Origin of the sequence: Hymenobacter nitidus, from assembly GCF_020447315.1 — a bacterium.
Taxonomy (GTDB): Bacteria; Bacteroidota; Bacteroidia; order Cytophagales; family Hymenobacteraceae; genus Hymenobacter; species Hymenobacter nitidus.
In genome coordinates this window covers 1-20,320 of the sequence record NZ_JAJADQ010000017.1, presented here as the reverse complement: position 1 = coordinate 20,320, position 20,320 = coordinate 1, and the positions used below count along the sequence as shown (strand labels likewise).

25 protein-coding genes are annotated in these 20,320 nt (G+C 50.9%); 8 read left to right on the top strand and 17 right to left on the bottom strand.

What is annotated here, in order from left to right:
• Positions 1-9: 9 nt before the first annotated feature.
• From LGH70_RS22730 to LGH70_RS22715, 4 genes are all read right to left on the bottom strand, one after another.
• Positions 10-393 carry a hypothetical protein gene (locus LGH70_RS22730; RefSeq protein ID WP_226190370.1) on the bottom strand — a complete coding sequence of 128 codons (384 nt, stop codon included), beginning with the start codon at positions 391-393 and terminating at the stop codon, positions 10-12.
• An 18-nt stretch (positions 394-411) separates the two neighbouring features.
• Positions 412-669, bottom strand: a complete 258-nt coding sequence (locus LGH70_RS22725) for a hypothetical protein (RefSeq protein WP_226190368.1) — start codon at positions 667-669, stop codon at positions 412-414.
• A gap of 16 nt (positions 670-685) precedes the next feature.
• Positions 686-997 carry a recombinase family protein gene (locus LGH70_RS22720; RefSeq protein ID WP_226190366.1) on the bottom strand — a complete coding sequence of 104 codons (312 nt, stop codon included), beginning with the start codon at positions 995-997 and terminating at the stop codon, positions 686-688.
• A gap of 78 nt (positions 998-1,075) precedes the next feature.
• Positions 1,076-1,759, bottom strand: a complete 684-nt coding sequence (locus LGH70_RS22715) for a plasmid pRiA4b ORF-3 family protein (RefSeq protein WP_226190364.1) — start codon at positions 1,757-1,759, stop codon at positions 1,076-1,078.
• A gap of 320 nt (positions 1,760-2,079) precedes the next feature.
• Between LGH70_RS22715 and LGH70_RS22710 the strand changes: the two genes are divergently transcribed.
• Positions 2,080-3,417 (top strand): hypothetical protein, encoded by a 1,338-nt coding sequence (locus tag LGH70_RS22710; RefSeq protein WP_226190362.1) that lies wholly within the window; start codon positions 2,080-2,082, stop codon positions 3,415-3,417.
• 722 nt (positions 3,418-4,139) lie between these two features.
• Positions 4,140-4,652, top strand: a complete 513-nt coding sequence (locus LGH70_RS22705; protein WP_226190345.1) for a hypothetical protein — start codon at positions 4,140-4,142, stop codon at positions 4,650-4,652.
• 16 nt (positions 4,653-4,668) lie between these two features.
• Here LGH70_RS22705 and LGH70_RS22700 read toward each other — a convergent pair whose 3' ends face one another.
• From LGH70_RS22700 to LGH70_RS23940, 3 genes are read right to left on the bottom strand one after another with little or no spacing between them, the layout of a single operon-like run.
• On the bottom strand, positions 4,669-4,980 hold the full coding sequence (locus LGH70_RS22700) for an integrase core domain-containing protein (protein WP_226190343.1): 312 nt from the start codon (positions 4,978-4,980) through the stop codon (positions 4,669-4,671).
• Positions 4,899-5,159 carry a DDE-type integrase/transposase/recombinase gene (locus tag LGH70_RS23945; protein ID WP_489146047.1) on the bottom strand — a complete coding sequence of 87 codons (261 nt, stop codon included), beginning with the start codon at positions 5,157-5,159 and terminating at the stop codon, positions 4,899-4,901. The genes LGH70_RS22700 and LGH70_RS23945 overlap by 82 nt, the downstream gene beginning before the upstream one ends.
• Positions 5,050-5,394, bottom strand: coding sequence for an IS3 family transposase (locus tag LGH70_RS23940; protein ID WP_226190339.1), 345 nt, complete (start codon positions 5,392-5,394; stop codon positions 5,050-5,052). The genes LGH70_RS23945 and LGH70_RS23940 overlap by 110 nt, the downstream gene beginning before the upstream one ends.
• On the opposite strand from LGH70_RS23940, the gene LGH70_RS22685 reads away from it, so the two are divergent.
• Positions 5,275-5,532, top strand: coding sequence for a hypothetical protein (locus LGH70_RS22685; RefSeq protein ID WP_226190460.1), 258 nt, complete (start codon positions 5,275-5,277; stop codon positions 5,530-5,532). The two genes, LGH70_RS23940 and LGH70_RS22685, sit on opposite strands and share 120 nt — an antisense overlap.
• 157 nt (positions 5,533-5,689) lie before the next feature.
• Here LGH70_RS22685 and LGH70_RS22680 read toward each other — a convergent pair whose 3' ends face one another.
• Complete coding sequence (locus LGH70_RS22680; protein WP_226190337.1) at positions 5,690-5,842, bottom strand: transposase; 153 nt, start codon at positions 5,840-5,842, stop codon at positions 5,690-5,692.
• 250 nt (positions 5,843-6,092) lie between these two features.
• On the opposite strand from LGH70_RS22680, the gene LGH70_RS22675 reads away from it, so the two are divergent.
• Entirely contained in the window at positions 6,093-6,428 is a 336-nt protein-coding gene (locus tag LGH70_RS22675) for a hypothetical protein (RefSeq protein WP_226190325.1), read from the top strand.
• 656 nt (positions 6,429-7,084) lie between these two features.
• The gene (locus LGH70_RS22670; protein WP_226190323.1) at positions 7,085-7,672 is read left to right on the top strand and encodes a M15 family metallopeptidase; all 588 of its coding nucleotides are present in this window, start codon (positions 7,085-7,087) and stop codon (positions 7,670-7,672) included.
• A 936-nt stretch (positions 7,673-8,608) separates the two neighbouring features.
• Here LGH70_RS22670 and LGH70_RS22665 read toward each other — a convergent pair.
• The 3 genes from LGH70_RS22665 to LGH70_RS22655 form a co-directional block, all read right to left on the bottom strand.
• Positions 8,609-8,917 (bottom strand): hypothetical protein, encoded by a 309-nt coding sequence (locus tag LGH70_RS22665; protein ID WP_226190321.1) that lies wholly within the window; start codon positions 8,915-8,917, stop codon positions 8,609-8,611.
• The gene (locus LGH70_RS22660) at positions 8,914-9,672 is read right to left on the bottom strand and encodes a ParA family protein (protein ID WP_226190320.1); all 759 of its coding nucleotides are present in this window, start codon (positions 9,670-9,672) and stop codon (positions 8,914-8,916) included. Before LGH70_RS22660 ends, LGH70_RS22665 begins: the two co-directional genes overlap by 4 nt.
• A gap of 213 nt (positions 9,673-9,885) precedes the next feature.
• Positions 9,886-11,073: a replication initiation protein gene (locus tag LGH70_RS22655; protein ID WP_226190318.1), complete on the bottom strand. Its 1,188-nt coding sequence runs from the start codon at positions 11,071-11,073 to the stop codon at positions 9,886-9,888.
• 819 nt (positions 11,074-11,892) lie between these two features.
• On the opposite strand from LGH70_RS22655, the gene LGH70_RS22650 reads away from it, so the two are divergent.
• Positions 11,893-13,074 carry a replication initiation protein gene (locus LGH70_RS22650; RefSeq protein WP_226190316.1) on the top strand — a complete coding sequence of 394 codons (1,182 nt, stop codon included), beginning with the start codon at positions 11,893-11,895 and terminating at the stop codon, positions 13,072-13,074.
• Between the two features lie 52 nt (positions 13,075-13,126).
• On the opposite strand, the gene LGH70_RS22645 is transcribed toward LGH70_RS22650, so the two are convergent.
• The 6 genes from LGH70_RS22645 to LGH70_RS22620 all read right to left on the bottom strand — a co-directional run bounded on the left by LGH70_RS22645 (position 13,127) and on the right by LGH70_RS22620 (position 18,281).
• Positions 13,127-14,422 (bottom strand): Y-family DNA polymerase, encoded by a 1,296-nt coding sequence (locus LGH70_RS22645; RefSeq protein ID WP_226190314.1) that lies wholly within the window; start codon positions 14,420-14,422, stop codon positions 13,127-13,129.
• A 3-nt stretch (positions 14,423-14,425) separates the two neighbouring features.
• Positions 14,426-14,893, bottom strand: coding sequence for a LexA family protein (locus LGH70_RS22640; RefSeq protein ID WP_226190312.1), 468 nt, complete (start codon positions 14,891-14,893; stop codon positions 14,426-14,428).
• Between the two features lie 569 nt (positions 14,894-15,462).
• The gene (locus tag LGH70_RS22635) at positions 15,463-15,762 is read right to left on the bottom strand and encodes a helix-turn-helix domain-containing protein (RefSeq protein ID WP_226190310.1); all 300 of its coding nucleotides are present in this window, start codon (positions 15,760-15,762) and stop codon (positions 15,463-15,465) included.
• A 256-nt stretch (positions 15,763-16,018) separates the two neighbouring features.
• A complete protein-coding gene (locus LGH70_RS22630; protein WP_489146046.1) occupies positions 16,019-16,681 on the bottom strand; it encodes a DUF8808 domain-containing protein in 663 nt (220 codons plus the stop codon).
• Complete coding sequence (locus tag LGH70_RS22625) at positions 16,626-17,030, bottom strand: DUF8808 domain-containing protein (RefSeq protein WP_226190306.1); 405 nt, start codon at positions 17,028-17,030, stop codon at positions 16,626-16,628. The genes LGH70_RS22630 and LGH70_RS22625 overlap by 56 nt, the downstream gene beginning before the upstream one ends.
• 666 nt (positions 17,031-17,696) lie before the next feature.
• Entirely contained in the window at positions 17,697-18,281 is a 585-nt protein-coding gene (locus LGH70_RS22620) for a helix-turn-helix domain-containing protein (protein WP_226190304.1), read from the bottom strand.
• Between the two features lie 122 nt (positions 18,282-18,403).
• Between LGH70_RS22620 and LGH70_RS22615 the strand changes: the two genes are divergently transcribed.
• Both LGH70_RS22615 and LGH70_RS22610 read left to right on the top strand, forming a co-directional pair.
• Positions 18,404-19,444, top strand: coding sequence for a hypothetical protein (locus LGH70_RS22615; protein ID WP_226190302.1), 1,041 nt, complete (start codon positions 18,404-18,406; stop codon positions 19,442-19,444).
• A gap of 3 nt (positions 19,445-19,447) precedes the next feature.
• Positions 19,448-20,317, top strand: coding sequence for a hypothetical protein (locus LGH70_RS22610; RefSeq protein WP_226190300.1), 870 nt, complete (start codon positions 19,448-19,450; stop codon positions 20,315-20,317).
• The last annotated feature ends 3 nt before the right edge of the window (positions 20,318-20,320 follow it).

Below are 20,320 nucleotides of genomic sequence, written 5' to 3'. Positions count from 1 at the left end.
CAGGCTGGCCTACTTGGTTTCCAGGTACAGCCGCTCCGGCGTCACGTGCTGCGGAAACAGGTGCAGGAGCGGGCTGAAGGTCTTAGGTCCCGCCTCGGTAGGCGGCAGATAGTAGCGCGGGCTATCGACGGTGACGTTCCCAAACAAGGTTTTCAGTTGGAGCGAATAGCTGCCCTTCTTCCGTAAGCCGACGGGATGCTGCAGCTGCAAACGCGTCGCTATCTGCTGCGCAATCATCTTTTGCTGAAGGCGTTGCAGCAGCGCTTTCGATTCGGCCAGCGTCAGGCCTACGCTGGCTAAGCTCAGGTCCTCCCGGCTCCATGTGAACACGTCTTTGAGGGTGGGCTCGTCGCCTTCTGACGCACAAGCCACCAGTTGTAATTTGAAGTTCATGGGGCTGGGGGGTAAGGATTACAGCAAGGCTTTCACTTTACGCACCGTATTGATGGCCACGTCGCACAGCTTCGCCGTGTTACGGACGCTCAGGCCCGCGCGCAGCTGCCGGGCGACGGCCGCATATTTTTTCAGAAAGACGGCCTTTTCTTCTGTCACGCCCAACGGCCGGCCAATCGTGACGCCTTGCCGGCGCGCCTCGTCCATGCCCGAGAGAATGCACTCGCGCAGGGTCTCGCGTTCCAGGCGGGCAAATTCAGCCAGCAGCGTGAACATGAATTGCGCCACCGGATTACGTTTCCCATTCTTCAGTGTCTCGATACCGGTAAATGCTGATGCCCAATTGCGTCAGCTCCTCGACGATTTGCAGCACTTCCACCGTGGAGCGGCCCAGGGGCGAGACTTCGCTGACCAATACTTTCTGGATGGTGCCCCGGCGGCTCAGCGCCAATAACTGCTGAATCCCTTCTCGGTCCTGATTCCTTTTCGCTCCACTAATCTTCTCCGCAATCTCGGCTACGACCTGGACGGCCTGACTCTGGGCTACGGCGCGCAGGTCTTCCACCTGCCGCTGGTAGTCTTGCTCCTTTTTGGAGACGCGCACGAAAATGACGGCCTATTGCATGGCGCAAAACTATCTGGGCTGTATCAGAAAAACCACTTGGTTTTTCTGATACATATTTCAGGATTTTAAATCCGCGAAGAAATAGTCGTAGCCGCCCTGCGAAAGCAGAAAATCGGGATTACCCTTAAGTTGATACACTTTGGCCAACCGTTGGTTGACTAGCCCCTTGTCAAAGTGCTCCGGTTGGTAAGTCCAGAACCAGGTCGGCACGTCGTCTTCCCGAATATCCTCGCCGGCCAGCAAGCGGTCCTGAGCTTCGTAATGCCAGCTGAATTGGTCCAGGGTCCGCTGGTCATAGCCGCTGGGGCCGCCTACCTCTTCCGGTGGGCAGGCGCGGCGGCCACTCACGCAAACCGGAGCGGTTGGCACGGCCGTCGGCGGCAGTAGTTTCTCGACCCGCACCTGGTGCTGCCAGTAGTCGCCGAAGTCGTAGGTGTAGGTGAACTTGTCGTTGACCCGCCACACAAAATCGCCCAAGTGGACCCGCCGGGCATCATCGGCATACCACGTGCCGCCGGCATAGCTCAGGCCGTAGTCCTTGCCCCAGAGATGAAAGAAGTGCAGGTGCCCGTTTTCCCAGCCCATTACTACCTGGAAGATATGATGCAACTCGGCTAGGGTGGTATCGCCCCGCACCAGCACGCGCCGGCTGATTTGCGGACTGATACCCAGTAGATGAATCTTGAGTTGGTAGCCCACCGCCAGGCGGTCAGGAATTGAAGTAGCGGGTGGCTGGGTCATGTTCTTCACCGACAAGTACGGCCTCCCAAGTTAGTCGGTGAAGCTACTGACCTGGACTGCCCCACACTTTTTGATGCTCTCTACTGTTTTCGGCAGCAATACCCCGGCTTCCGGCCCCTGCTGGCCGAGCCCCTACCGATGGCCGCTTAACCCCACTGCCCCACATTTTTTGATGTTCTCCTAGTTCACCGCGTCGTCTTTCGCCAGGGTAGCGGCGATTCAAACTCAGTGGTAGCACTGATGTGCTTCAATGAATGATTGTAGACATTTAGGCATTTAAATGCATTAAATCTTTCACCGCCTTTTTAACCTAATACAACATGGCAGCAAAATTCAATAACGGAACGAGAGCAGCGGGTGTTGTTGCGTACCAGGATAGTGAAGATCCAAATCAGTTCTATTACTTTCCACAATCCATAAACTCCTCTTTAGGCGAGAATTTAACCGATTTCCTTGTGACTTACTGGGGCATAAGTGACTCGTTTTACGATTTAGTTGATGGAAAATATCAGAGTATCTGTGGTGGGGTTATGGGCGGTAAAGCAAAAATAGAGATCACGGAATATCAAACGAAACAAATTGAAAAAAAAATTAAAAACGATTACAATATTAAAAACCCCCGTTTATTGCCACTTTTTTTGATTAATGTTAAAGTACAACCAACATTTGCGGGTAATGTGTTGGGAATTAACTCTGGCGGTGATGCAGTTTTTCCTGATACCTTGAGTATAGGCAATGAATTTACGTTCGTAGTAGGAGCTGCAAATACACGTTTTGCTAGTGTAGTGGCAGCGCGTAATCGCGGCGAAGGAATGATAGTTAATCCTCAATTTGGAATAAATATCACTGGTGAAGCAGAGTTTCGAGGAGAGCCGTGGACCGCAGAGATAGAATGTGAAATCTCCCAAGTCTGGAGTTATGCAAGAACACATATATCGGCTTCAGCGAGCTTCGGTTGGTTTAAACTTGGATCCGGAGAATACGAAAGCATTGTTCGCGACCTCTATAGAAATAATATTATTAAATCAAATTATAAAGAAGGATCTATATTTACAGAACAATATGGAAGACAGATGTTTGAAGAAGCAAAAAAAATATTTGAAGCCATCAATGCTGCTGCTTTAAATGGTACTGGTTTTTTTAAATTTGAACCGATAACCGATCCAGAAGCTAAATCATCATTAGTATTTGGGCTTTTCTCAGGGTTTTCTGTATCAATCAACGCTAGTTACACTAGTTCAGTGTTTAAGCAAAAGATTAACTACAAGAACACATTTACTTATACTGGCAATTTTAAAGCCAAGATGCCAATAGGGATGGCATTGGCAGTCGCCTGCAATACTTCTACGTATTCCCATTTCCAGGATATAAATGACTCATCCGAACCTTGTATTACCGATATCAAACTTCGGGCTTTGAATGATAGGATTAGGAGAGAGGAAGCAAAGAAAGACCCTTTGTATGCTAGGTTGCAAAGAACAGCAGGATCTATTGATCATACTGAATATGCTCGCATATTAGCTGAAATTGATAACCTGAATGCAACAGAGACTTTTCGGAGCCTTTCACAAGATAATTCAAAAGGCATTAAATTCTCTGGAGATTCGCTTATCTTTGGACTAGATGAAACAACAACAGACGAGTTATTTAATATTTAACTGTATTTCACCTGAGAATAATACCTTGATTATGATGGTCTATGTACATTTTAATTCAGGCATTATTTATGATTGAAGGTTTGATACATTGGCGTTTAGTACAAGTGGTTTTATATCATTTGCATGGCAAATAAGCGAGTGACTCAACTATGTTGGTCTGGTCTTTGGAACAGAAGCTATATGTGCTGGTCAGACAATCATGAAAGCAGGCTGTAAATAAGTCGGTAATGCCCCAGCACAGGCTACGGTAATGTCAAGGTCGCCTGTGTTGGAGTATTACCGATTATATCTGCGTAGGAATGTGCTCAGCAACTGAAAAATGTTATACACTTAAATGCTAAGAGGCAGCATTGAACAATGGTTAAGGTCAAGAGAAGCGAGCTCTGTCACTTTACAATATATTGGACTGATGTATCATCAACCGACCTGGACAATGGCGCATAAACAGGCCTATAATGGCCTAAAAATTTTATATAATCTTCCATGCAGTATGGCGCAATAGACAATTTGCAATGACCACTCTTTATGCTGGTGGGATACTAATGCATGAATTGCGCTTTTCCCTCAACTTGCCTATTGTAGTTCGATTCATAATAATTACGCTCAGACAAATCCTATCGGCTGCTATGGGCATAATCATAGGCATGGAAGGACTACTGGCAATCATTTTCATCGCTTAATTATGCTCAATGCTTCATTTCTTTTGATCAAGAAATAATACCATGGCTTCTATAAGTACTCGAGTTTCAGTAACTTTTTTTGTTTCAATATTTATAGTATTGACCCAAAGTTGTAAAACAACTAAAGTTAATAATTATTATAATTTTCCAGATAAGCTTGAGCATTTTGCAATAATAGGGTTCAAAAGTCCTCCAAAATATATGGAATATACTCCTGAAAATATTCCATTCTACTTAAGAGAGCGTCAAAAAATATTTCCATCTTTTAAGCCAGGAGAGTCTATTTCATTCTGGTGTTACGCCACGTATTTTGATAATTTTTTCAAACCAGTTAAAAATTTAAAAATTGATATTAGCGTTGTTAAATCTACTGGAGAGGAATACAGTCCTCAATTTATAACTTCTTCTGTTATAACAAATGAGCTAGGGTATAATGCTGTGCCTATAACACTAATCATAAATGAGCAGTTTACATACAGATTAAAAGTAAAATATAAAGATAAAAATTCTACAACAATAAGCTATAGTCCTGTTTTTAAAGTGTCTACATTTTAAATGTGAGGTGGTCTAGCTAAGCCGGACACAATTGGGACGTGGTTTTGAGTTGGGATTCGAAGTAGTTGGGGGCGCGGTAACCGAGGGCGGAATGACGTCGTTCGGCTTTGTAATAGGCGATGTGGTAGCTGATTTCAAGCCGGGCTTCCGTCAGGCCCGGGAAGCTGCCGCCGTCGAGTAGCTCGGCTTTGAAGCGGCTCCAAAACGATTCGGTATGGGCATTATCGTAGCAGTTGCAGCGCCGGCTCATGCTCTGCACGGCACCGTTGCGGGCCAGTAAGTCCCTGAAGCGGGTGGCCGTGTACTGGCTGCCCTGGTCGGAGTGCACAATAAGCCCGGCCGGCGCACGGCCAGGGCCCGGCGGAGCGCCTCGCTGACCAGGTCTTCAGGCATGGTGTCACGCACGTCCCAGCCCACGATTTTGCGCGAGCTGCGGTCGAGCCAGACGGCCAGGTACAGCCAGCCGCCGCCTTGCCGGGGCAAGCATGTGACGTGGTCCACCCACACCCGGTTGGGGACGGTCGGGGCCGGATGGTCGAGCAAGCGGTTGGGGGCAGCGCACACGGCTGGGTTGGAATGGGTGGCGGGGCCCGAACGAGTGGGGCTGTTGGGCCCGCAGGCCATGGGCGCGCAGCAAGCGGCGGATGCGCCAACGACCTACGGCGTGGCCGTGGGCCTGCACTTCCGCCCGCAGCCGGCGGGTGCCGTAGCGCTGGCTGTGGTGGGCAAAAGCTTCGCGCACGGCCACTTGCCACGCCGGTCCGACCACTGGCTGTTGCCGGCGGTGACGCTAGGCGTAATACGCAGCCGGGGCCACGCGCAGCGCCTGGCAGAGCTGGCGTACGTGCACCTGGGCGGCGCGCTGGGCAATATATGCTGATAAGTGCTCACTGGGTCGGCTGGCCGAAGATGACCAAGGCTTTTTTTAGAATATCGAACTCCTACTCGGTCCGTTTCAGACGGGCGCGTAGCGCGCGCACTTCCGGGTCGCGCGCCACTTCTTCACTGCCCACTTCGGCCGCGAGCTGGGCTTGCTGCTAGCGGTAGAGCAGCTTGGGGCTAATGCCCAGCTGCCGCGCGGCTGCCTGTGTGCTGCGGCTCTCGCTGGCCAGGCGCAGCGCTTCAGCCTTAAATGCCTCGTCGTATTTACGCCGTTTGTTGGGCGGCGCCCCGCTTGCTTTGCTTGCCATAACAGAAGAAATATACATCCTTCTTCTGTTCACCTTGTCTAGACCACCTCAAAACCACCTCAAACGACGCTCTTGGCAAGCGCATAGTTTGGTGAAGCAAGTTTGAGTAGGGCCAGCAGGTATGTTGGGACTTTTTACGGGCGAAGATTCAGTACTAGCACTGAGGTGTTGCTCGGTTAATTAACTCAATTTTGAGTGGTAGCCTTCAACGCCTGCACATTGATCCCAAAGCTATTGATAACATACGCTTGTGGAAACAGGATTCACTATTACAACCAACGAAGTCAAGCATGGCGATAATCTGCCATTGACCTCGTGGCAGGTTGTGCTGAAGATAACCAACAACCACGGTGTTGGAGTTGGAGGGAAGGTTTACGCAAGGGTGGGGCTCACTAAAGTGATAGATAAGCTGGTTGGAATATTGCCCGGACAGACAACGGCTTTTGATTTTCGAGACCCTGAAGGTCCATTTACGCGCATTTGGACTGACGACCTCATCTGCACCCATGCCGATGCTGAACACGTTTTTTCCTTCGCAATTGAGCGACCAGTCAACGCCACGACCTACTCCGCGACAATAGACTAAGCTACTCTCCTCTTTATACTTCAGGACCTAAACCCATTTTGCCTTATGGAACCCCAGACCTCATTACAGGAGCAGTATCCGCAATGTGAAATTGTCGAGAAGCCGGTGTTGTTCTCTCACGTAGCGGAAGAAGACATGCCCTTTTTCTGCTCGGGCGTTATGCAAGGGCGTGAACCAGATGGAATGCTGGCAAAGGGAGACCTGGTAGCGATAAATCACGATAGAACGGGAGCGGACGCCCATCGGCCGTGGGTGACTACCGAAGAAGGGGTTGTTGCCCAAATACAAGGCAGGCTGCGGGCCATCCCCTTATAAGAAACTTCGTGAACAACAAACCCTAACCACCTGATTTAGGGCTTGTTTGTTTTTCAGCTTAGTGCAGGTCATTCCTGGCTGCCCCCTCGCCTCGGCAGGGGCCGTCACAGATATACTATTAACAAAGACTTGTGGCAGCCCTTGGTTTAAACAGGGCGAGCATGCGAAGCTGAATACGGGTTAAATGCATCGAAAAGCAAGTTTCGCATGGGTTTCTCCAATCATTATCATTAATATAAATATAAATAATATATTATTTATTTACCGCTGTTTACCCTTCCCTGAAAATGGTTTCAGGGGTGCCTGAAATGCCAACTCTTTTAAAAGCCTTCTGAAACATCATGACTGGTTATTCTGATAGGGTACCTATTCCGCCCAAGGACACGATTAATACCGGGCTGAGTGCTGCGCGCGAGTCCACGATGCTCGCAACCTTGGGAAGTCCGGGCAAGCTTTCGAAGGATTGCTCTGAACCAGCCGATAGTCTCCGTAGGCGTCTGGTCAGCAAGAGTGTAGGGCCGTTCAGGGTGGAAGGCTTCGACTTCGCGGTGGAAAGCCTCGTGCAACTGTTCGCCGAAGTCAAGCAACAGCAGCCTGACTTGTTTCAGCAAGTAAAAACGGCAGGGGTATTGTGCGTGCGCCATCGCCGAACCAATCCGACCCGCTTTTCCAACCATAGCTGGGGCACGGCCATTGATATCTATTTCGGCCCGGCCGTGCTGCCACAGGGCACCGCCCTGACGCACCGGGGCAACCTGATGTTAGCTCCATATTTCAACCGGCACGGCTGGTATTGGGGGGCAGAGTTCTCAGGTGACAGTGTGGACAGTATGCACTTTGAACTGGCTGAAGAAACCATCCTCAAGCTAGGCCGCAAGAGTGAGCAGGACGTCGCGCCACTGCTGGCCGACGCAACCAACCCGTCCTGACGTTAACATTTTCATTATGAAAGGTAAGAGCCTCGTACTAATTTTCATGTCTTGGGTTTTGTTACTGCCGTATGGCTACTGCGTATACCAGCTTAACGCTCTCGCCAACAAGTATACTGCTAGATATAATCGAGAGCATCCAAAGCCGCCGATACCTTCTGGACCAACCCAAGCCAATCCAGCTCCACCTGCACAAGGGCCCCCACCCACAATACCAGATACTGCACCTAGACCTGGTGAACAACCTTGGCCACAACTGCTGCAAGTACTTAGCGTTGCCTCTGGCCTAGTATCGGCTGTAGTTATTTCCCTGCTGGCCATCACGCCGCCCGCCCATGCCATTGGGTCAAGCTTGGTTGGAGAAGGGGAAAATGCGAACCCAATTGTGTGGGCTGCCACAGGCTATGTCATAGCCTGGCTTCTCATAGGTGGTTTCTGCCTAATCAAAGGCAGCTTGAATGGCCCTATTATTCCAACAAATCCCGCGCTAAAAGAGATAAGCTCCCTCGGCATTACTTGGTTTGGTCTATTTGTAGGAGCATTGTACAGCTATTTTGGGGTACAACGCCAGATTACCAGATAAATACGCCCTAAGGATAGCTATTTCTGCGCATGCACAACAAATGCGTGTAAAGCACTTCGGCCATCTTAACATATGTCTTGTCCTAAAATAGGTTGACCATCAATCTCAGTCAGATAGAACACTTATTCCTGTTTCGCAAGCAGGCGCACGAGTTGAAAATGCGCCAGATGGTCGAGGAAATTGGAGAGCATCAAAAAGTGTGGGGCAGTGGTGTTAAGCAGTGATCGGCAGGAGCATCTCGGCTTTCGGCTAATCCCTGCGGAAGTTATGCAAGTAGCCGCTTAGCCCGATTGCCCCACACTTTTTGATGCTCTCCTATTAGTAGCCATAGTTGTATTCCACTAAACACTGCATTAGCGTAGCTTCTTACTTGACTTCAAGAGTTTCTCAAGCGCCGCCGCTGGCAAGGGCTTCTCTGCGTCGGGGTAATTCTTTAGCTCATTCACTAGTGCGGTCTCGGTGAGTTCTTTCATCAGAAAGCCCGGCACCCAATGCTCGGCTTGCTTCAGCTTCATATAGGTGTCACGCGTGACGGCAGTGGTAAAGGAAACCCAGACCGTCTCTTCCCCTGCTGGTTCGGACTGCTCAGCCGCTGTGGGCTCGATGCGTTCGTTGACAGCTGCCAGGACTTTCTTGCCAAAGGATGGTTTGCCGGTGCTCATATGCGGGAAAGAATTTCGGTGGTAAGGGCTTCATAGTCGTGGGCACCATTGGATTCTGGTGCGTAGACAAACACGTTCTCCTTTTCGATCTGTGCTTCTACTAAGGAGACATTGGGTCTGATAGTGGTCCTCATGACCAACGGACCGAAGACATCATGGCTTTCCAGCAGGGTCACCATATCCCGCTGTGCACGTCGACGGTCGTTCCTATTGTATTGAGTGAAGAAAAGCCCGCCAATCTTCAACTCCTTATTAAGCCGCTTCTGTACGTGGTGGCATACGTCGAGCAGACCCACTAGCCCTTCAATACCGTAGTACTCTGGCTGTGCTGGGATGAATACAGCAGTTGCTGCGGTCAAAGCGGCGTAGGTTAGCTTGCCTAGGCCGCCTGGAGTGTCGATGAGGCAATAGTCTATGTCTTCTACTTCCTCCAGCAACTCTCGCAAGGTAAATTCGGCGCCTGGCTTCTTGCTGATCTTGTCTTCAGCCTCACTCAAATCGTGAGCTGAAGGCACCAGGTAAAGCCCCTCTCCTACTTCCTGCACAACATCTGAAAGACTTGCTTGACCGAGCAGCACCATGCCGAGGTCCTTGCCGTTGGCTTCGAGCATGAAGCTCTGACTCAGATTGCATTGGGAGTCGCAATCAATGAGTAAGACCGTTTTTCCCTGCTGTACCAAAGCATAGGCGACATTGAGACAGGAAGTCGTTTTGCCAGTACCACCCTTGTGGTTAGCGAATACTATTGTTTGCATGGTTACAATGTATAAATTTTTAGATATTTAAACAACTTTTACCACAGTTGCTATAGTGACAATTGTTATAATTTATGGAATTTCAGTAATACTAACCACTGTTATAATTTTGGGAATTATAACAGTGGTGACCATATGGCTACCCATTTGTAAGTTGAACCACAAACGGGAGGAGAGGACAGCTATAAACTCTGGTGAAGCCTAAACGTTAGGTCAAGGTTTAATCAGCCATTGGCCTCCCTGTGAGTCAATTTCCTGACGAAAGCCCGCAGAGAGCCAAACCCGGGCTAGATTTTCCTCAAACGTCTCATCTGAGATGAGCTGGCGTTGACGCATGGTCTCATACATAGCGCGTACATCGTCGAGTGTATGCCGTTCTTGCAGCGATAATACTGGGGTTGCGGGTACACGTTTAGACTCCTTGGCTTCGCCTTTCCGTACCTGCCGTCTGTAATCTTCTAATAGATATCCCTCTACCAAGGACTTATAGATAGCTCCACCAACTTTTTTCACCTTTCCGGCTGCCGCTTGACGACGGACATATGCCACGACGAAATACACATATCCTTCGTCGTAGTACCCGCTTTCCAACTGGGACTTGATACCTACAATGCTTTTAGCGGCAATGCCTACTTCCAGCAATGTAGCTTCCCAGTCAGATTCCGGGACTGGATGAGTTGGCAGCGCACTGCCAGTGGGCTTAAATAGAAAACAGATGTGGGTAATCGTGCGACCTTGCTTTTCCAACTCGTAAGTGAAGGCCATGTCAGTTTGGGCTAACTCAGCCTTGGCTCGGTCAAGGATGCGGGCTTTAAAGTTGGTAAACCGGTCATACTCTTCCTCCACACCCAAGATGGCTTTCAAATCGGCTACTGCCATCACTCGTTTGCCAAAGGCAGCGTATTCCCGAAGCAGCAAGTAGATGCGATAGGCGTTACTGCTCTTTAGCTTCAATAGCTCGGTAAGTTGCGCCTTGGTGAAATTTTCTCGCAACTGGAGCAAGTAGGGCATGAGCAAATCGTTAAAGCGCGCTTCAACGATGCCATCTCGATGCTTGTATTCGGCAAAGGCCAACAGTGGGAGAATGGAAAAATCGGGTTTGCTACTGCGGCGAGCAGAAGTATCTAGTTTTTCAATCAGTAAGGTGCGTGAAGCAAAATGCTTAAGTGTTTTGCGAACCAAGTCGTAGGTGGAATTGCTAGAACTGTGGCCCATCAGCTCCCGAACCGGGATCTGGCACACTTGAAACTGTGTGTCATCACGCCCGATTCGACTGAGCAGCGCTAGAAACAGACGTGACTCAGTGGTATTGAGCTCGAACCGGGCATTAATCAGGGCATTGTGCTGCACTACGAGGGGATGGACCAAGTTATCCCCCTTTACCAAAGCATCATGTTTCATAGGGCTAATGTAAACGGCTGTCTCATATTATGCTACATATTTTTTAATATGTAGTCATACAACCCCTTTTTTGTAGTTCTATAAAGCTATCGACACCCCTTTTTTGTAGTTATATAACCCCTTTTTTGTAGCAACTCACCCCTTTTCTGTAGTCATATAACCCCTTTTTTGTAGTCATATGTGCTTGTATATATCATATTTTCAGTCAGTTACAGCAGCTGTAAACTAAGTAAACCTTATAAACAAAGAAAACTACTAGTTTCTTGAGTCGTTTTTTTTGAAAAAAGAAAAGAAAGTATCCTATAATCGCTGTAAAGGCTCATTGAGTGATAAACAAGCATCAAAGGGTGACCCCTTTTTTGTAGTCATATGCCTCGTGGAAATTGCTTTCCGAGCTGTAAACAAAGGATTCGCATGCAAGGGTAAGTCTAAACTGTGTGACCACGACCCCTTTTTTGTAGTCATATGCTCTCAAGATCCGATTGAAGGCGAATCAAGAGCAGTAATACAAGAGCAGTAATAGGTTAGCTACCCAAAAGCATATGACTACAAAAAAGGGGTAAGTTCAAGTTCGGAGGATGCGAATAATCGACACTAATAATTAAAGTATAAAAAAGTATAAAAACGGCGATTTTGAAGCGAAAATGGACTTTTTTGGACTCTTGAGACCTTCCTTATCTGCTACAAAAGAGACGTTCAAAAAAACTCTACTAGTCTTTTTTTTAATTACTAACATTATAAGAGTATTACAGGCGCCGTATCATGCTGACTCATAGGGAGTAGTAGAGGCCATCTGCTACAAAAAAGACGTTGACCCTTATGGATGCCATTCCAGAGAAGCGAGTTGCCCAGCATAACGCCTTAATCAATGCTCGATTCAGCTTCGTACCCTTACAGATGCGGCTATTTGTAGCTCTACTGTCACGTATCGACTTTGAGGATGTCGACTTTAAAGAGCATTTCATCCCCTTAGAAGAACTGGTTTTCGATCGTCGAGGGGGGTCGGCCTACGAGCAAGTAGATGAGATGTGCAAAGGTCTAGCCTCATTCACGCTTTACATTGAAGAGCTTGAAGAGAACACTAGGAAACGTCGTCGTAAGCCGAGCTACACTTATATTCCGCTTATGGCTGAAGCGGGCTACAGAGCTGATTTGGGAGGCGTATCAGCCAGTTTCAACCCGAAGATTATGCCCTACCTGCTACAGTTGCGGGAGAGTGGCAATTTCACCATTGCGGATATGCAACAGGTGCTTAAGCTCAAAAGCCCCCAATCACTACGCATCTATTGGCTACTGAAGGAATACGCTGGCTTTGGGCGCCGAACTATAAGCGTAGAGGATCTGCGGTTTGTCTTAGGTATAGAAGAGCACGAGTATCCTCGCTTTTCAAATTTTAAGGCTCGAGTACTAGACAAGGCCCAAAGCGAGATAGGAGAAACGGACATTCCTTTCACTTATGAGCTGGAACGAGAAGGCAAAACGGTAGCTAGAATCAAGTTTCTCTTTCAGCAACTGGCCGCATCTGCTACAAAAAAGACGTTGCCAGGAGCATTGGAATGGGCTGAGGCATTAGCTCAAGTGGGGGTTAGTCAACGAAGCATAACTGCTATTGCTCGCCAATTGGAAAATGAGGAATATGATGTGGGCTATATTGCCTTTGTCGTCCGCATTGTGGAGGCACAGTTCCGCAAAGGTAAAATCAAGAAACCAGCTGGAGCTATTTATAAAGCTTTGGTAGAGAAATACTTGTTGGAAGATTACCAGTTGGCTAAGAAGCCTAAGCCTACTCTCAAGAAAGCGCTTGCTCCTCTAAGTAATCAACAGCCGTCAGTCGTCTTTAAACTGAGTGAGGTTCGCACCATGTATGAGAATCCAGGTCCCTACGCTCAACATCTTAAACCAGCAGCAACTTTTGAGGAGCATCTACAGCAAGTTTATCTGAAAGATGGGTTTGTAATCGAACAACGCGGAGGGGAGGAGTGGCTAGTAAAGTTGAGCTAGGGCTGCTTGGCTTCCCCGAGAAGCAGAGTGACTTAGGGTAGGGAAAGGGGACTTAGCTTACTAGGAGCAAATCCTCCAGCCGAGTGGTGTACTGCGGTGTACGCCACTGCGCCTGTCCCTGCCAGGGCGCAGACTGCCCCACGGGGAGCAGCAAGGCGGCTAGCTGCACGGTGCCTTTGCCAAAACGGCGGTTCAGCTGATCCAGCTCGGCCATCAGCTTCGTGCGCTTCTCCGACTCGGGCCCCGGCTCAAACAGCGAGAGTTGGGCCTGCCCCGCGGGCTCCAAGCCCTCTAGGGTCACCCCGGCTTTGGTGTAGCGCTGCCTGGGCTGCCACAGGCGCTTGAGCGCCACGCGGGCCATGCGCACCAGTTCCACCGTGTCGCTGGTGGCCACGGGCAGGCTGAGTACGATCGAACTCGAGTAGGGGGGAGGCTCCAGCCCGTAGCGACTCTTGCTGACAAACACGGTCAGCAAATGGGCCGCATCGCCCTGCCGGCGTAGCTTCTCGGCCGCGCGGCTGGTAAAAGCACTCACGGCCCCGACCACATCGGGGAAGGCGCTCAGCGGCTGTCCAAACGTGCGCGAGTAGCATAAGCTGCGGCGCGCCAGCGTGCCGTCTTCACTCGGGGCTAGGCCCTGACAGGGATAGCCCTGCAGTTCACGCACCAGGCGCGCGCCCACCACCCCGCCCAAGTGTTGGCGCGCGTAGGCCTCCGAGCAGCCGGCAAGGCCCGCGGCCGTGGTGATGCCCACCACGTAGAGCTTCTGCGCATACTGCCGGCCAATACCCCACACATCTTCTACCGCCACCTGCTCCAGGGCCCACTGCCGGCGCTCGTCCGTGTCCAGGTAGCACACGCCCCCCAGCGCCGGGTTCTTCTTGGCCAGCCGGTTGGCCAGCTTGGCCAGTGTCTTGGTCGGGGCCACCCCCACGCAGGTAGGGATGCCGGTGCGCGCCAGCACGTTGGCACGTACGGTGCGGGCAAACGTGTCCAGGCTGCGGACCACGAATCGCTCCATCCCGTGCAGGTCCAGGAAGGCTTCATCGATGGAGTAGATTTCCACCGCGGGCGCCACCTGGCTTAAATACCACATTACCCGCCGCGACATATCCCCGTACAGCGCGTAGTTACTGGAGAAGACCGCCACCTGGTGCTGCTCGAGCAAGGGCTTGACCTGAAAGTAGGGGTCACCCATTTGCAGGCCCAAAGCCTTCGCTTCGTTACTGCGGGAAATCAGGCACCCGTCATTGTTGCTCAGCACCACCACGGGCCGGCCCTCGAGCCGGGGCTGGAAAACCCGCTCGCAGGACACATAAAAGTTGTTACAGTCGACTAAAGCGTACATAGGCTAGTCGCGCGTGCGCAGCAGGGCCGCGAGTTTACCGGGCACAATCTCATGTAGCACGTGGGTGACCACGCCCCAGATCTTGATGGCGCCAGCGTCGACAATCTCCCAGGGCTTGTAGTCGGGGTTCTCCGGCTTGAGCCACCAGGTGCCGTGCTCGCAGACCAAGCGCTTGACGGTGCACTCACCTTCGACAATGGCGACCACGATATGCCCATGGTCGGCTTCGAGTTGCTTGTCGACGCCCAACAGGTCGCCTTCGTGAATCTCCGCGTCGCGCATGCTCTCGCCGCTGACGCGCACCAGGTAGGTCGCATCGGGGTGGCGTAGCAGTAGGCGGTTCAAGTCAAACAGCTCCTCAACATGGTCGGCCGCCGGGGAAGGAAAGCCCGCGGGAATCCGACAGCTGAACAGAGGCAGTAAAAAGGGGGTCTGGGTGGGCGTAACCTGGATTAATTCGATGTTGCGCATATAGGGGCTCAGTGAGGTGTGCCCACAAGTATACGATATGCTAATTGTATTAGTATAAATTATGCCAATATAATTAGCTTCTAACTATTGGGGTCTATACATCTGGAAAAGCAAAATCTGCTTCCCGCAGATGCCGCTGGTTACTAGAAGCTGCATTAGTACGATTAGGTAAGTGAAGCACTGTAAAAGCCTTGTTTGCTCAGACCACCGGTGCGGCACCGGCCAGTTGAATGGAAACAGCATTTTTAGGCCATAAATCAAGGTCGTGGGCCACTAGGCCAGACCGGTCAGTTTGCTGGAAACGCCGTTTTCGCTTTTTCGCCTTGAAAAGTGAGAGCAACCGGTGACTCCACCGGTGACTCCACCGGTGGGAGCACCGGTGACTCCACCGGCCGATTTCATAGAAAAAAGCGCTCAACAACGTTGTAAAGGGCCGAAAAATCGCTCATTCACACGGAGAAACGACCATAAACACACATTCCGTAGCGTGTACTGTTTTCCTACGCCAAAAAAGCGGATGATAAAAGCAGCCGCCAGGCTGACTCCCAAGGGGTGCCTACGACGAGTTGCTAGCGAGCACGGCTCTGGAGATACTGCACCAATTCTTGCCGGGCGTACAGCACCCGTTTATTGCTCGCGGCGTAGCTGTGCACTAAGCCTTGCCTACGCAGCTTATTGAGTGTCGGCTTCGAAAGATGTAGGAATTCGAGGGCCTGGGTCGTCGACAAGTACTCCGCCTCGACAATTGGAAACGCAGGAGTAGCTCTAGAGCTTGTGCGAAGGAGTTGCTCAAATGCAAGAAGCTGCTTGTCTAATAGATGCGAGAGTAGTTGTTCAAGTTGGGGTAGGGTGGTGATGAGCAGTTCCATACGTGAAGGGCTGAAGGTGAAACAAAAACACTCTACAACGTTCCCATGCTTCTCCATGTCAGTGCCAGCATCGAATCCACCGCGGTATAAGCGTTATCGTGCACTATAGTGCGCATCGTGAGTGCTAAAAGCGCGTCCCATAGCGGGCATCGGCGACTTGCTGCAGAAGAAGAACCGTTTGCAGGGCTAGGTCTGCCGAGAAAGAGGACTTCGTTAAACCTATGAAGCATAGGGAGGGATCCTTGTGCAATGCCTTCTATAAGGAGGCAGAATGGCTATAGTTCGTATAAGCCGCCTGCACCAATGGCTGAGCGGCCAGCAAGCGCTGCGGCGAGGGTAATCTGTCACGTTTAACCTGTTGGTTGAATGCCCGATCCACGGGCAGCAAGTTCCACAACTCGTTGATGGGGTAGACGGCCAGCGGCAGCAAATGGTCCAAATCGTAGTGCTGCGGTTGAGTGAGCTGCTTTTGCGTCCAAGGACAGGTGAAGGACACGTTTTCGAGCAGTAGCAGATCAATTTGGTTGCGTTCCCAGGACAGGGGTCGGCGATTGTCTGGTCGCGCGGTGAGCAGCGCGTAGATGGCCCCTCTAGTAGCTGCTACGCCCGGATCTTGGGTAACGCTTTCCGTGAATAGGCTCCATTCGTGCAGGCACAAAGCTTCCACGTAAAGCGATAAGCGATGGAAAGACTCCCACAGTGCGGCAGAAATGACAAGGCAGGTGTCCTGTGGGCGGGTGCCCGGTAGCGACAAGACTGAATCAGGCAGTTGAGCGAATACTGTAGGGAGCGCAAATACATTTTCTGGACCCGCATGCTGGATAGGCATTCTCAGGGCTGTGACCATGGCTCCGATGGCTCTATCATAGGCCTGCTGCAGGGAGGGAGCATAGCTGGTCCGCCGGCGGGGTGTTCGCATCTCCGCCATCGGCAGCCTGCGCTGGCAGCTGCACGGTCCGTTGCCACTCGCTGCGTAGTTGGGTCAACGCAGGCCGGAAGCTGACGTCATTGCGCACGACACCGCCGCGCTGGGCTCGGGCACCCTGGTAGATCGGCCGCTCCGCATCAGCAAAGGGCCAGTAATAGGCGAGCCACAGCTCCGCTAATCGCGCTAATGGAATCGCCACGCTCTGGCCCCGCTGCGCCACTCCCGGATACAGCAGCACCACGTCGTTGAGGGCACGTAATAGGGCTATCTTGTAACTGGTGATCTTCGCATCATGCTTCAGGATGGTGGCAATCAGCTGGTCACCTGAAACGGGAAGCATAGACAAGGAAGCACTATTGGTCATCAGCAAGCACCTGATGCGCGTTTTGGACTTTCTCTACAATTTCAGCGGGAGGAAGCGTTAGATTGCTATCTGCGTGCACCGTATAGGCCAGTTGAGCAAACTGGGACAAGCTTTGGATGATTCCCTCCGCTTCTGGCCGCGAGTAGGCGGCACAGCCCGGGTACTGCCAGAGCTCTTCCACCGTCATCAAAGGCAGGCTATTAGTTGACATAAGGGTTTTTAGTAGAAAGGAATGAAGTCGTTGACTCAGCGGTATTAGGGGAGGCACTGGTCGCTGCATCTTGAGAGCTAGTCAAGTAGGCGTACATCATCTTGTCTACGGGGTGAGACATGTAAAACGGATATTAATCACTGGTATCGACCCACCTGCTGCTTATAGCAAAATGCTGATGCTAGTTAAGAAGCTCTTCTTGGTGAAAGATATTCAAATAGTATAGAGAAGCCCTCAACTTGGACATCGTGGTGTCGATTTCCAAATTGAGGGCTTTGCAGGTTATCAGGTCGTGGCGCTTGCTAGGGTAAGAAGCGCTTCTCTGGCACCGTCTCGCGTGCACAAAGCCTCAGCAGGTCGTCTGGCTAGTCCTTGTGGGCTTGTGGCCTCGCCTATTATTCCTGTTCTATAGGGACCCTATATCTATATTCTTAGAGGCGGAAAGTCGTCTGAGCTTTGCCAGCCTCATAAAAGCGAAAGACAGATTGCATGGCTTGGACTACCATCTCTAGCTGGCTCAGCTTAGCAGCCATGAGAGGTGACTCCATCTGGTGTTGAGCACGTTCCCTCTGAGCCGCTTCAGTGTTTTCACCGGAATAGCTCACCAGCCTAGCCCACTCCCGATTTAGGTCTTCCAAAGAAGCGGGCTGGTCTTTCCCCTGATAAAAGACCTCATTCAGCAGCCGCTCGAAATAGCGGAAAAAGGTGGCCGATTCCGTGAGCAGCTGATCGGTTTGAGCCACATAGCCTTCAAGACGAGCTACGCGCTCGCGAAGCTGTTCAAGCTCAGAGCGCGCCGCTGATTGAGCCTCCTCCGTCTGAAAGGAAGCAATGGCCTCTGGTGTCATCTCAAATAGCTCGGCCAGCTTAATCAGCTTAGAGGGGCTCACCTCAACGTGCCCCTTTTCCATGCGATTATAATTGGATTTAGTCGTGTTTAGGTGGCTGCCTGCCTGCTCTTGTGTAATGCCTTTACGCAGACGGATAGCTCGTACTTTCTCATGTAAGTGTTGCATAAAACAAATGTACTAAAAACTTTTGTTGACTTGTTGATATTTGTAATACATTTGTGTCGTTGCTAAGCGCAAATCAGTATACCCGACAGCCTCTACTGCTGCTGGTATCCCTCTTGAGAGTCGTGACTCGCTTTGCTGCTAGGCAACCTCAGCAAGAAAACGCCTCAAACTATTTATCACTAACCCTCTCAAATACAATGTCATCTCACTCGCAGAATGCCCGAGCACCAATAGAGCCTGGTCAGGGGCCGCCTAAGCTGAACTACATAATTCTTCTCAACAGCTTCTGGCAGTATGACACCCAGCGCCACTTTGGAGCAAGCGCTACGCGTCTGTACTTCTTTCTGCTGCAGGAATGTAACCGCCAGAGGTGGACGAATCCTTTTACGCTCGCCGATGCCTATCTCTGCTTGGCGTTGGGCATGGTCAAGAATACCATGAAGCCAGCCCGAGCGGAGCTTGTCAATGCTGGTCTCATCTCGTTTCAAGGAGGAGGAAACGGTCGTGGGGACGCTACCTGCTATCAGTTGAGGACCACGATCCCTACGGCTTCTGAAAAGGGAGTAGATTCTGCTCCCTTTACGCCTGCTCTCAGAAGTAGAAAGGAGGCAGATTCTGCTCTCTTTCAAGTGATAAAGGGGGCGGTAAAGGGAGCAGTTTCTGACACCACCATCTATAAGAAAGAAAACAAAACTCGTTCAGAGAATAAAAACAAAGAGGAAGAAGCTACGCCTTCCTCCTCGGCTAGTCAAGAAAAATGGAGGAATGGTAAGGCAGTAGAAAAAAAGGATAGTACGCTGAATATCAGTTCTGACGCGTCGGCTTCGCACACTAGGGGGGGCGCGGCACACCTGGTGGCGTTTGCCGATTCGGAGTTCGCAACGACAGCGGGCTTTACAGCCTTGGCTCATAAGCTCATGATGCCTCAAGCCTACGCGCCTTATTACCTGTCACAGATAAAAACCCAGACAGAAGGGATGCCGCTGCGCACCCCCGCGGGTTGGCGCAACTTCGTTCAGCGCTACTTGCAGAACGACGCCAAAAGCAGGACAGGCCTGATTACATGCCACCCCGACGGAACACACAATAAAATATCACAGGTGGCTAAGCGTCAAGGCAATGTTCATGATGCCCGGCTGCTCCTTCAAGCCTATCCGATTTAAGATATGGTGACTCCTTTTCTACCCGCTACGTCTTTTTCTTCACATCCTACACCCCTTTCCCCTGCCGTACAGCAGGCAGTAGCATTGCTATCTCAGCATGACCAGCCCCAGGTGCGGGAGCTGGGAGCTGAAAAGCTTACTTACCTGCTCGTCGAGCCGCTGGCAGGGTTGCCTTTGTTGCTGGGTCATACCAACACGCTCACCGCTGCGGAAGATATTGTCTTCTTAGCCCAGGCTACTGCCGAGATGATACTGATGCAGTATCCCGCATTTCGGTTTCCTGAGATTTGCTTCGCTCTCCGGCGGGGTGCTTCGGGAGAATGGAAAACGCGCGTAGAAGAAGTTGTGCTGCTCAGCTTGCCTAGCATCCGCCACTGGCTTCAAAGCTATCAGCAGCAGTGCCGAGCAGCGGCTATACAGCTCCGGCAGGCCGCTGCCCAAGACGTGCCCGTGCCGAATAGTGAGGTTGACTTCATAGCAATGATTACATCATTAGCGGCCTCAGTGAAGGTGACAGGCTGTTTTCCCCATATTCTGGATCCAGGTAGTGTGCTCTATGGCTGGTTAAAGCAGATAGGCGCCTTCAAGGGCTTTAAAACGCCAGCGCAGTATGTAGAGCTGCAGCGGAAAGAGTCGCTGCGAATAAGCCAGACACGTGAAGCCTCGTCGGCGAAACGAGGCCAGCAGGACTCCTTTGCCAAGCAGCTGCGGCGGGGATGGCCTGTAGATCATCCATTGGCCGAAACGATCTTGAACAATTGTCGCAAGCGTCTGCTTTGGGAATGGATCTGCTATCATAATGCCAAGGGTACAGATCTACACAGCTGGTTGACGGAGCTGGGATGCATTGTACAGAAGCCTCAAGCGGCTTAGGGC